This window comes from Deltaproteobacteria bacterium IMCC39524 (assembly GCA_029667085.1).
Taxonomy (GTDB): Bacteria; Desulfobacterota; Desulfuromonadia; order Desulfuromonadales; family BM103; genus M0040.
Genome location: JARUHJ010000002.1, coordinates 159,382 through 171,831 on the forward strand (window position 1 = coordinate 159,382; position 12,450 = coordinate 171,831).

The window sequence follows — 12,450 nt, forward strand, 5'->3', positions numbered from 1 at the left end:
CTCAACCGCTGGTTTTGGACAGGTGAGACAGTTTTACGCTCATTGTGTTCGCTCCAAACTTGGGACGAGGGACGTGGTCCGCGGGACGAGAAAAGCTTTCCGCGCTCCGCGTACCTCGTACCGCGTTCCGTTATTTAGGTAATTGCCAGGCGACGCGTTCGTCACCTTTACGCATAGTGTACTTGAGGCTATCGAAGAGTTCCAGAATTGCCTGGGTTTGTTTGCGGGCGCTGCCGATCAGGTCGCGGAACTCGCCCAGGGTCAGGGTCTCTTTTGAACCGAAATGATTGACCAGAGAGGTGAGCGCTTTCTGGTAGGCCGCCTTGTGCAGGAATGAATCATCGTTGAGGCGAATCAGGACGCCGTTGGCAAAAAGGAACGCGAGTAATGATTCCACCTGTGTATCGGGAACTCCTGCCAGAGCCAGCATATCGACGCGGCCTTTGGCCTCAACGCCGGCATCCAGGTAAACTTTTTCAAGCTTTTGTAACAGCTGCTCCTGCTTTTCGGTCGGCTGAGCGGTAAAGTCGATTCTTGCAACCCACTCTCCGCGTTGTACCAGTTGCGACTCATCAACGAGTTCGCCAAGGAGTTGTTCAAAAGCTTTCGGCGCAACCTTCGCAGGCAACGCAGATTTGAGGGTTGCGTGCGGAATGCCGGGTTGCAGAGCATTGTCCCGGTGATAGTTGTCAACCGCGTCCAGAAGGGTGCGTTGCCAGGCCCGTGCGGTTTCCATGGTCACCCATTGGTCACCGATCCTGGTGACTTGCGAGGCTTCGGTGAGGCTTTCCAGGAGAGCTGTAATCTTCTCCCTGCCCAAGCCCGAGGCCTGTTCCAGTTCCTTTAGCTTGACACAACCGAGCTCGGCAAGTTTCTGGACAATAAAAGAACCCTCTCCCGATTCCAGCTCTTTCAGGGCGTGCATCACCCCATCACGGAAGCGTTTATGTTTCACCGGTGTGGGGTCGATGATCTGGCCGCCGCCGATCGTCGCCATCGGTGAGTAGGAACGAACGATGAAGCGATCCTGGCGATGGGCGACCAGGGGGCTGTCGAGATGAAATTGAGCGAGCACGCTTTCGCCCTGCTGCATTTCGTCGCGATCAAGCAGCGCCACGCGGGCGGTGACCTTGGCGGTTCCCATATGCAGATGAACGGGGTCGCGAAACTTGAGTGGGCGCGGTGCTTCTTTGAGCAGATTGAGCCGGGCATCGAAACGCTCGGTCATGGTAAAGAATCCGGGGGTTGCCACCACGGCACCTCGGGTCAGGTTGCTGCGTTCCAGTCCAGCAAGGTTGAGTGCCACACGCTGACCGGCTCTGGCCACCTCTGCTTTTTCACCGTGAACCTGAACCTCACGGACCCTGACGGTTTCGCCGGGCGGCATGACTTCAACCGTGTCGCCGACCTTGATTTTTCCTGAGAGGAGCGTACCGGTGACCACCGTACCGAAGCCGCTGATCGTGAAATGCCGATCGATCGGCAGGCGCGTCGGACCCTCTTCATCGCGCGGTGGCAACTCTTTGAGAATCTCCTGAATCGTCTGTCGAAGCTCTTCAAGCCCCAGTCCCTGCAGCGCGGACACCCGGCAACAAGGTGCTTTTTCCAGAAAGGTTCCGGCGAGAGTCTCGCGAACCTCTTCTTCGACGATGTCGATCCAGTCTTCTTCCGCAAGGTCACACTTGGTCAGCACCAGGATGCCGCGTGGGATCTGCAGCAGTTGCAAAATCTGCAGATGCTCGCGGGTCTGCTGCATGACCCCTTCATTAACATCGACGACCAGCAGGACCAGGTCGATGCCGCCGATTCCGGAGAGCATGTTGTGGATGAATTTCTCGTGACCGGGAACGTCAACGACCCCGGCCATGCTGCCATCTGCCAGTTTGAAGGGTGCGAAGCCGAGATCGATGGAGATGCCACGTTCCTGCTCTTCTTTCAGGCGGTCGGTATTGATGCCGGTGAGCTTATTGATCAGGACCGTCTTGCCGTGGTCAACGTGACCGGCCGTGCCGATGATGTGGTAGCGGGTTGAGTCGTTCATAAGTAGTCTGTCCGTATCAATTGTTTCTGGGGCTGTAATAAGTCATTCAACGCGGAGGTGCGGTGACGCAGAGGGAAACTTCAGGTAAAGGTTTTCAGCGTCACCGCGCCTCCGTGTTGAATAATATCATCAACAGAAAATCTGCTTCAGGGCCTTCAAAAGCAAGGCTTCATCCTCCTGGTTCAGGGTCCGGGGGTCGATCAGGAACCGATCGTCCTGAATGCGCCCGATAACAGCCGGCTCACAACTGCGTAATCGCGTTGTCAGCTCATTGAGAGAGATTTGCTTTGGCGCCAGAGCGATGACGCATCCGGGCAGCTCGGCAAGAGGCAGCGCGCCGCCACCCACGGTTGCCGTTGTTTCGATGATGCCACAGTCTGCTTTGTCGCCAAGATGAGTCAAGAGATGGGGCAGGAGGTTTTCGCAGCGGTACTGCAACTCCTCGACCGGCAATGACAGCATTCTCAAGGTGGGGATTTGCTGCAAAGCTTTCCGGGGATCAAGATAAAGCCTGAGGGTCGCTTCGAGGGCCGCCAGGCTCAGCTTGTCACTCCTCAGGGCGCGGGCCATGGGGTGCTTGCGGACCTTGTCGATAACGTCTTTATTGCCGACGATGATCCCTGCCTGGGGTCCTCCGAGCAGCTTGTCGCCGCTGAAGGTGACCAGGTCGATGCCGGTTCCCAGTGCTTCCCGTACCGTTGGCTCGCGTGGCAGTCCATAAGGGGTCAGGTCCATCAACAGGCCGCTACCGAGATCTTCGAGGACCGGAATGTTTTGTTGATGAGCAAGTTCAGCCAGCTCTTCGCCGCTGACCGCTTCGGTGAAGCCCAGGATCCGGTAGTTGCTGGTGTGGACCTTGAGAATAAGCGCCGTCTCTTTGTTGATGGCGTCAGCGTAATCCTTGAGATGAGTCTTGTTGGTGGTGCCCACTTCAACCAGTTCGACACCACTGGCCGCCATAATGTCCGGGATACGGAAAGAGCCGCCGATCTCGATCAGCTCGCCACGTGAGACGATGGCACTCTTGCCACCGGACAGGGCTGCCAGGGCGAGCATGACCGCGCCGGCGTTGTTGTTGACCACCGTCGCTGCTTCGCCACCGGTCAGCTTGCAGATCAGTTCTTCAACATGGGTGAAGCGTTTGCCGCGTTGGCCTGCATCGAGATCATACTCAAGGTTGGAATACCCCTGGGCAACCTCTTTGATTGCCTGCAGCGCTTCGTTGCAGAGCGGCGCCCGACCGAGGTTGGTGTGCAGAAGCGTGCCGGTAACATTGATGACCTTGCGTAAAGAGGGCTTGGCCATCAACGCGACCCGAACGGCGACCCGTTCGGCAACGGCCTCAATGTCCAGGTCGGGCAGGGGGGCCTTTTGGTCAAGAAGCTGTTGGCGCAGGTCGTCGACAACCTGCTGGGCGGCCTCAAGAATCAGAAGGTGGGGTTGAGTTTCCTCAAGCTTGGAGAGGATTCTGGACCCCAGCAGCCTATCGATTGCAGGCAGAGTGCGCAAGAGTGCGCGGCGATCAGGCATGGGTCACCTCCAGATGTTTTACGTCGCAGAATTTACGGGTCTGTTTCAGTCTTGGGAAGGAGGGGGGATGTCGCGCATCATGACGTTGATCTTGCCGGCGGCAACAGCCATGACGATCCCCTGGATGGCGCCGATTTCTTCGTCTGTAATCTTCTGTTCCCTGGCCACGCCAAGGTAGTATTCGACTCATGGCTGGCATTCCCGGGCCATGGCGGCAGCCAACCCTATCATCGCTGTGGTGCGAGAATCGAGCTGCTTTTCGTTGCGAACCGTGTCGTAGAAATCGCAGTAGGCTTTATGTTGTTCGGCTGGCAGCATTATTTCATGACCTTTTGATGCGTCATCTGTTGGTTATGTTTCCCTGTAGTTTGTGTAACAAATTGCGTTCCAACTTTCAACTAATATTCACAAAAGTGATTGACGAAGTCCCTCTGCCGTAAGGATGGGGCAAGGTGGTGATGACCTGTGCAAACTGGGCCTGATGATTGCATCAACGTGGTCACAGCAATATTCTGGGGTACTTTTAAGCCTTTTCAAGGTCAAGGATGATTAAATGGAGGACATGGCGCTCCTTTGAGGGCATGAGTTCAGCGGAGCACCCTATACTTAGAGGGACAATAATGGTCTTTTCACTGTTGCTAAACTGTGATATTTTACCGCGTTATTGTGCCCTTTGCAGGGAAAGGGCGTAAATTGTTCTTTGGGGGAAGACGCTTCTTATCGCTTTGATGCTAAAGCGAAACAAACATCTATCCTGTGTGAATCCTCCTTTTACCTTTCATTACATCGAAAAGCTGACGTTTATGATTTGGAACTGCAAGGAAATTTTTCTGATTGCAAGGAGCAGGGTTGTGCTTGCTAGTCTCAGGTGGTGTGTTTGCTGTTCACTCCTTTTGACTCTGCAATTTGTTGCGTCTTCATTTGTTTCGACCTCTGCTGCCGAAGTGCAGTTGGGCACCGATGATTCGACATCATCAACCCGTGCATCTTCGAGTCGGTCTGAGTCTTTCGTCAGTCCCCTCACGACACCAACGGGGATTGTGATGGGTTTTGTCCTGGGGGTGGGTGAGCTTCCGGAGTTTTCAAAAGATTTGGAGGCCGTTGGTTTTTATCTGCAAGAGCAGTTATCCCTGCCGGTCAAGATGCGTACTTTTGGAAGCGATGACCAGCTATACAACTGGTTGTCGCGTTTTAGAGAGGTTGATGTCGCCTGGCTCAGTGAGGATTTCCTCAAGAGTCTCCCTGTCGGAGACGTTTCCTCTCTGGCTCAAAGCCCAAGGCCTTCTGGTCTTTTCCCCTCGGGAGAGCTCGTCGCTCACCCCGGCTTTGATGGTGAACTCCGTCAACGGATCAGTGATGTCTTTTTGAGTATGGATCAAACATCTTCGGGGCGGGAGTTGTTGGCTCGACTTGAAATTGAACATTTTGTTGCGTCATCTCAAAGAATGCCCTCGAAGGTGGCAGAGGCGGTTGTGCCGGCGGGAGAGCCTGGTTCCCCCCTTGATGAAGTCAAAGGCATACCGATGTCGGTGTTTGTTGCCGGTCGCGCAACGCAGACCGGGCGCACGCCAGAATCTCGAGTCCTCGAGTCCGAGGACGACGTGGAGCTTAATGCTCTGGTTCGCTCCCCTGCTGCAGAAGATTTTGTCGAGCCTTTAGAGCCAGCGAGCTCTTCAAGAGCACCCGACGTGTTAATTGCTTCTCCCCCATCTCGGGACACCATTGATTCCGAACGTGTCTCGATCGGTTTTATTGTGGATGATTGCGATAATTTATCGCCATCAAAAAATATGCAGAAATTCAGTTTCTACCTGCAAGAACACCTCTCAATCCCCGTTCAGGTGCGCAACTTTTGCACGGAAGATCAGTTATATGACTGGTTAATTCGTTTCAGAGAGGTTGATGCTGCCTGGTTCAGCAAGCAATTCCTCGATGAACTCCCCGTTGGAGAAATTTTTTCCCTAGCAGAGAATCCAAGTCCTTCTTCAGTGTTTCCTTACGGAGAACTCGTCGCTCGTCCAGGGGTTGAAGATGATCTTCGCAAGCAGATAAGTGGTGCTCTGCTGAGCATGGAGCAAACCGCCCCGGGGCGCCAGTTGTTGGCCGAGCTTGAGGTCAGTCGTTTTGTTCCACCACCTCATCGGCAACCGTCTCCAGAGCGAAAAGAGACCGTGCAGCGGGACGATTCTGGCGACTATCTCGCGATAAGCGACAATGCATCGCACCTCTCGGAATCGAAGAGTTCTGACGTTTCACCGCCACTTTTGTCCAGTCCTGTTCCTGCATTGGCAGAAACCCCGTCGATGCCGGTGACTTCTGCTGGGCAAGCAGAGCAGGTTGTCAGCAGACCAAAAGCTCAATCAGTTGAGCTTTTGGAGCAAGAAAAACTTGCACCAGCAAACTCCAGTTCAAAGGCGTCTTCACCACTTCGAAAGACTGATGGGGCCGGGCAGGTTTTGATCGGTTTTGTCGCCGATGATGGTGCTCTGGTTCAATCTTCAAAAGCCGAGGAGAAAATCGGTCGTTATCTTCAAGCCCAGCTGTCCGTACCTATCAAGATGCGCAGCTTCGATACGGAAGCTCAGCTGTATAGCTGGTTGACTCGATTCAGGGAAGTCGACGCGGCATGGCTCAGTAAAACATTCCTCGATAAACTACCTGTTGGTGAAGTCTTTCGTCTGGCTCAAAGCTCAAGTCCTTCATCGGCTTTGCCTTACGGCGAGTTGGCTGCCCATCCAGGTGCGGATGGTGAACTCAGGAAACGGATAGGCGCTGCTCTGCTGGGTATGGAGCGAACCTCTGCTGGTCGCGAGCTTTTGGCTGAGCTTGAAATCAGTCGTTTTGTGTCGTCATCTCAAAAAGAGGCCTCTTCAGAAATGGAGGAACTGGCGCCGCTCGGTGAAACAGAGCCCGCTCGTGCGGTGAATACCGATAAATCGCAGGCCTCAGAACAGAATGAACCCGAGGCTGCCCCGGCAGTTTTGCTCAATGCCGTTCCTGCTTCGGTTGAAACCCCGTCGGTGCCGGTGGCCGGTGCCGGTCAAACAGCTCAGGATCTCCGCACACAAGAATCTGTATTCGTCGAGCCTGAGAATGTTGAAAAGACTGCTGATCTGGAAGTACCTACTGTTCGAGAAGACTCTGGCGAGTCTTCAGCTCCAAAAGATTCTTCTCAATCAAGCACTATCCCAGAGATCTCTTCTTCAGCACAAAGTGTTGAAGACTCCAGGCCGGTTGCAGATGGTTTGAATGTGCCGGGGGAGCGAAGCTTGGCGGGGTTGGTTGGTCGGTCTGAAATTTCAGTCCTCGCAGACGCCGAAGGGCAGTTTGTGAAAAGCATGGCGATCAATCAAGTGTTGGAAGATGAATTCGCCAACCAGGTCGGAGAAACAGACCTTCAGGAGTCGATCAGCGCCGGTCGAAGTTTTAGTCGCGAAAGTCTTGCTGCTTTGGCGCGTGTTGAACAGGCGGAAGCGCAAACCGGGCAGGCTCTCGCCCAAATGCTGCCTTCCGTTACACTTCGGGCAAATCGTGGTTATGAGACCTCTGAGCCTTCCGTTGTCGTGGATGAAACAACCGGGGAACTTATCGACTCTGATAAGCACATTCGGACTGATACTGCGCTTACCATTCGTCAGCCTTTGTTTGATCTTCCCATCTTTCTGGATTGGCAACGTCGCAAGGTCAAAGAACAGGCTCGCGACGAGGGTTATCGGGGCAATGACGGCGATGCCTATCTCTCCACTGTCAGCTCCTACCTTTCTCTGGTCTCCAGTCGTTTGCAGGCTGATGTGACGCGCGACTTTGAAAAACAGCTTGACGAGCTACTGACCTATATCGAAAAAAGATCCGAAGCTGGAGCAGCCAGCGTTTCTGACATGACCCGTGTACTCGCGCGCAGTCAGGCGACTGTGTCCTCCCGATTGGAGCTTGAGTCTGCCCATGCTGCGGCGGGGTCTGAATTTGTTCGGCTGACCAACCTTGTCCCTGAGAAGGTTCGGCTCCCGGTCGTTGAGGACGTTGGCGCCTCGTTGCTGCCGGAATCCTTTGATGAAGCTGTTGCTGTTGCTATGAAACACAACCCTGATATTGCTGCGCTCACCGCTGAACTTGAGGCTGCAAAAATTGACCAGCACTCAGCAAAGGGCCGCTATCTGCCCCGTGTTGACGCCGAGTACACGGACACCTATTCCCGTGGCGCAGGTGGTGCTCCCAGTGAAGACGACCAGAGAGACAAGCGCCTCATGCTGGTGTTGAACTGGGAGCTTTTCAGCGGCGGAAACGACTACAATTTTCATCTTGAAAAAGTAGCGCGACACAAAGAGTTGCAGTACCGTCTGGACGATCAGCGTCGTAGCGTTGTGCAAGCCCTTTCAGCCAATTATGCTGCTCTTACATCAACGAGGGATCGGATTAAGTCCGGGTACCAGGAGTTGGAGTCGATCTCCATTGCGTCAGAAGCCATGTCAAAAAGGATGCTTTCCGGAAACCAGTCTCTACTGGATCTTCTGGATGTCTACAACCAGCACTACCAGGTTCGTGCCCGCTTGGTCAGCTTGCATACTCTTGAGATGAACACGGTGGCGCAGTTGGCTCGACTGACACTCGGCACTCCGTGGGCGAAGTCTGAAAGAAGGTCTTCTCAGGGTGAATGAAACCAACTTTAACTGATATCAAAGTCTTTTGTGTAAAGGTTCTAACAGTTAACCTCGTTCGTCACTTTGTCGCGCAAAGCAAAATAACATCGGCGCCACTTGGAGATAGCTGCAGTTGAAACAATGGGTTAAGTGAAACTCAAGTGCGTAACTAAGGGTGGATAATCAATATGGCATCACGTCATGAAGATAACGATGGCTCAGATATTTTCTGGCCCGGCTATGTAGACGCTACGACCAACCTGATCCTTAACCTCCTCTTCCTCTTGACGATTTTGATGGTCGCTGTCTTCATGTTTGCTCTCGAACTAGGGCGTTCCAGCCCGACTAAACCAGAAAATCCACCGGTGGTTTCTCCCCTAGAGGATCCGGAAGCTATTCCTTCGGGCACAACTGACCCAGTTCAGGAAAATATTGCGTTAAGGCGTGAAGTTCTGCGTTTGAAAATGGAGCTTGCAAAGAAGGTCCCAGAGTCTGCTCAAGCAGGTGGTGTCGTTGAAACTGTGGAGGGTACCTCCCCTTTGGCGATACCGCAGAATGGCCTGGATAAGACCTTGGCTAGTGAGACAGAAATTATTGTACGGTTCATGGGAGAGTCCATTGAATTTATGCCTGCAGAACACGACCGCTTGCTCGAGGTATTGAAGCCCATTGCCGAAGCAGGGAAGGCAAGTATTACCGTTGAAGTCCCCGCGGGCTTTTCAGAAGCTAAGCGTATGGGGTTCTATAGAGCGATGTCGGTGCGAAATTTACTGATTGAAATGGAACTTCTCCAGGAAAACATTGATGTTTCGGTGGTTGAAGGAAACAACAAGGCCAACGCCTCAATCGTCAGGGTCAGGCCGCGTCAATAAGACTTATGCAACTTTCCATATTTCATAAGGTACGTAAAGCCTTTGCTGACTTGTCGCCCCGGGTCGCCTTTGTCTTGCTGTTGCTGTTTAGCAGTATCGGTTTATTCGTGTGGGCTGGAATTGCAGAAGTCGATGTTATTGTGCGCACTGAGGGACAGATCATTCCAGCCGGAAAATCGCAAATTGTGCAACATCTTGAAGGCGGGATTGTTCGTAAAATTCTGGTGAAGGAAGGTCAGGTCGTTGTTGCCGGAGAACCTTTGATAGAGTTAGCCGATGTACAGACCCGCTCAGACCTGGGGCAGGAACAGTCCATGCTTGATGCCTTGCGTGGCCGTGAAGCCCGTTTGATGGCTGAGTTAAATGGGACAGACACGATTACCTTCCCCGACACGCTGAATGACCCCAATGTGATCCGTTCGGAGACCGCTGCCTGGCAGGCGCGTCGTGCTCAACTTGACGAAGAGGTTCAGGTCTTGCAGGCGTTAAGTCTGCAAAAGAAGAGCGAGTTGGCGGAAATAAATTCGAAAAGAGAGAACCTTCTTGAAGAGTTGAAATTGGCGATGAAAAAGCATCAGGTTATTGATGACCTGAGAAAAAACAACGCTGCCTCTGAACTGGAAGTTCTTGAAAGCCAGATCCGCATACAAAAGCTCAATTCGCAAATAGATGAAGCCATAAATGCTGCTCCGCGCTTACGGGCTGCCCAGTCAGAAGCCGAATCGCGGGTAAAAGAAGCCGTTGCCCGTTTTCAGGCGGAAGCGTCTTCGGCATTGACTGAAGTGCGTGAGGATCTTGAAAAACTAAGTCATGAGATTGGTACCAGCGTCGACCGACTCGACAGGAATGTCGTCAGGAGCCCGGTTGCGGGTTTTATTAATAAATTGAATATCTCGACCATTGGCGCCGTCGTACGTCCTAGCGAAATATTGTTGGAAATTACGCCTAGCGATGAACGCTTTGTCATTCAGACCCGATCAAATCCAAACGATCGCGCCCATCTCCGCCGTGGCTTGCCGGCGCGAGTGCGCATTGGAGCCTATGATTACGCAACCTATGGCACCTTTGAAGGTCATGTGACCGAGGTCAGCTCCGATACTCTGGTCGATGAGAGAGACAATCACTATTACCGTGTGAATATAGAGGTCGATGTGTCGACGATCATGTCACGTGCCCGCCAGCCGGGTGTGCTGATGCCTGGCATGGCTGCAAGCGTTGATATTGCCGTTGGTAAACGAACGGTTCTGTCGTACATCCTTTCTCCTTTGTTGAAGTTTCGTGATGGGGCGTTTCGTGCCAATTAAGCTTTTTATACCAGTTGTTTGTGGAGTCTGACCGGCCTTTTGCCAACAAATAAACCTTAGAGAGAGAGTGTTATGTTTAAACAACTCAAAATTTACTACATTCTTATATCACTGCCTTTTGTTTTGCTGCTGACTGGCTCCGCAGTTTTTTTTGACGCGATTCAGATGACCATAACCCGCAATCCTCATCCACAAATCAACTATACCATTTTCATTATTATCCTTTTCGGGGGCTTCCTGATCCTTATCAATGCCCGCCAGTTGGTAAAGGAAGCCAGGACAGTGGTGGATTTTTCCAGAGCTATCCACGCGAAAATTGATTTGGACGCTCTGCAGGAAATAGCCAGCAAATATACGGGCGCTGTTGCTTGCTTGTTTCAAATGGTCGCTTCATCGACCGGCCGCTCCATCTCTCATCAGGAACAGGTCGCCATTGAGAATGAACTGACAAACGCACGGTCCGGTCTGCAACGTCGTAATGCCTTGCCCCAATACCTGACCGGTTTGTTGGTCGGTATGGGACTGCTGGGAACATTTATTGGTCTGCTCGCAACTCTTAATGACATTTCAACCCTGATCAGCAGCTTTGCAGAAATTGATATGAAAACTGCGAGTCCCCTCGTTGTCTTCCGTACCATGATTGAACGGATGAAAGCCCCGATGCAGTCAATGGGGATTGCTTTCTCGGCCTCTATGTTCGGCTTGCTGGGATCAATCATCCTCGGCTTGATGATGGTCGGAATCCGCCGTTTACAGGGGGATATCTTCTCCTTGCTTCATTCGGAAGTTGCTCGTCACATCGAATTTGCTCTTTCCTTTGAACCCGCTGTCTCCGCCGGCTTGACCGGAGGAGTGGCGGTGCGCAGCGGAGATGAATACAAAGTTCTGATTCGCATTGAAGAAAGATTGGCCGAGGCGGCACGCCTGCAGCAGCGTAAATTGTCATCTGAAATAGACGATTTTCAAAAACAGCGCGCTGATATGTTGAGGGCTTTAACCGAGCAAACCGAAGCAAGCAATAACTTTCGTGGTGAATTACAGGAACTGGGCAGGCAGCTCGGCACTATTGTCAATATTATGGAGAAGGGCAACGGTGAGGTCTGTAACCAAATTTCTGAGTTGACAGTTCATATGGCTGGAGACGCCAAAGAAACGCGTAAGCTGTTGGCTATGCAGGTGGATGAGCAGAAGGGCTTAAAGGAAACACTCGACTCTTACAATATTGAAGAAAGATTGTCTTTGGCGGAAAAATTGCATGAGCAAAAGCTGGCTTCCACAGAGAATACGCTTCAAGAACAACGCTCTGACATGTTGCGTACCCTTGCCGAGCAGACCGAGGCGAACAATGGTTTCCGTGATCAGTTGCAACAGCTTGGGGGCAAACTCGGCAGCCTTTTCGATGTGATAGAGAAGGGCAGCGGTGAGGTTTCCAGTCAACTGTCCGAACTGACGGTTCATCTGGCTAATGATGCAAAGGAGTCACATATCCTTCTTACCGATGCGAGTAATAACTTCCGCACTGATTTGCAGCAGCTTGGCAGCCAGCTGGGCAGCATTTGTAATCTTATCGAGAAGAGTGATGGTGATGTCAGTCGTCAGATTTCCGAGCTGACAGCGCGACTTGCTGTGGATGCCCAGGAGTCCCGGAGCCTGCTCGCCAATCAGGTGGATGAACAGAAAGGCCTGAGAGAGACTCTCGATTCATACAACATCGAAGAAAGGTTAGCAGAGGCGGCACGCGTTCAACAGCGAGCATTGTCATCTGAGATTGATGACTTCCAAAAGCAACGAGCTGACATGCTCCGTACCTTGAATGAACAGGTTGAGGCCAGCAATAACTTCCGCAGTGAATTGCAGCAACTGGGCCGGCAACTCGAGACCATCTTCAATGTTACGGAGAAAGGCAACGATGAGATCTGTAGCCAGGTTTCCGAGTTAATGATTCATATGACCGCGGATGCCAAGGAGTCGAACAGGCTGCTTGGCTTGCTGGTGAGTGAACAGAGTCACAAAGATGACGCAGATTTGCAGACTTAGAAAATGATTCTGGTGCCACTGTAACGTGG

At 52.4% G+C, this 12,450-nt stretch carries 7 protein-coding genes; 5 read left to right on the forward strand and 2 right to left on the reverse strand.

What is annotated here, in order from left to right; translation table 11 throughout:
- Window positions 1-130: 130 nt before the first annotated feature.
- Entirely contained in the window at window positions 131-2,041 is a 1,911-nt protein-coding gene (gene selB, locus P9J64_06385) for a selenocysteine-specific translation elongation factor (protein MDG5467953.1), read from the reverse strand.
- Between the two features lie 129 nt (window positions 2,042-2,170).
- Complete coding sequence (gene selA / locus P9J64_06390; protein MDG5467954.1) at window positions 2,171-3,571, reverse strand: L-seryl-tRNA(Sec) selenium transferase; 1,401 nt, start codon at window positions 3,569-3,571, stop codon at window positions 2,171-2,173.
- Between the two features lie 51 nt (window positions 3,572-3,622).
- On the opposite strand from selA, the gene P9J64_06395 reads away from it, so the two are divergent.
- From P9J64_06395 to P9J64_06415, 5 genes are all read left to right on the forward strand, one after another.
- The gene (locus P9J64_06395) at window positions 3,623-3,907 is read left to right on the forward strand and encodes a hypothetical protein (protein ID MDG5467955.1); all 285 of its coding nucleotides are present in this window, start codon (window positions 3,623-3,625) and stop codon (window positions 3,905-3,907) included.
- Between the two features lie 557 nt (window positions 3,908-4,464).
- Window positions 4,465-8,226, forward strand: a complete 3,762-nt coding sequence (locus P9J64_06400; protein MDG5467956.1) for a TolC family protein — start codon at window positions 4,465-4,467, stop codon at window positions 8,224-8,226.
- Between the two features lie 170 nt (window positions 8,227-8,396).
- Complete coding sequence (locus P9J64_06405; protein MDG5467957.1) at window positions 8,397-9,080, forward strand: hypothetical protein; 684 nt, start codon at window positions 8,397-8,399, stop codon at window positions 9,078-9,080.
- Window positions 9,081-9,085: 5 nt separating this feature from the next.
- A complete protein-coding gene (locus P9J64_06410; GenBank protein ID MDG5467958.1) occupies window positions 9,086-10,384 on the forward strand; it encodes an HlyD family type I secretion periplasmic adaptor subunit in 1,299 nt (432 codons plus the stop codon).
- A gap of 72 nt (window positions 10,385-10,456) precedes the next feature.
- The gene (locus tag P9J64_06415; protein MDG5467959.1) at window positions 10,457-12,421 is read left to right on the forward strand and encodes a hypothetical protein; all 1,965 of its coding nucleotides are present in this window, start codon (window positions 10,457-10,459) and stop codon (window positions 12,419-12,421) included.
- Window positions 12,422-12,450: the final 29 nt, after the last annotated feature.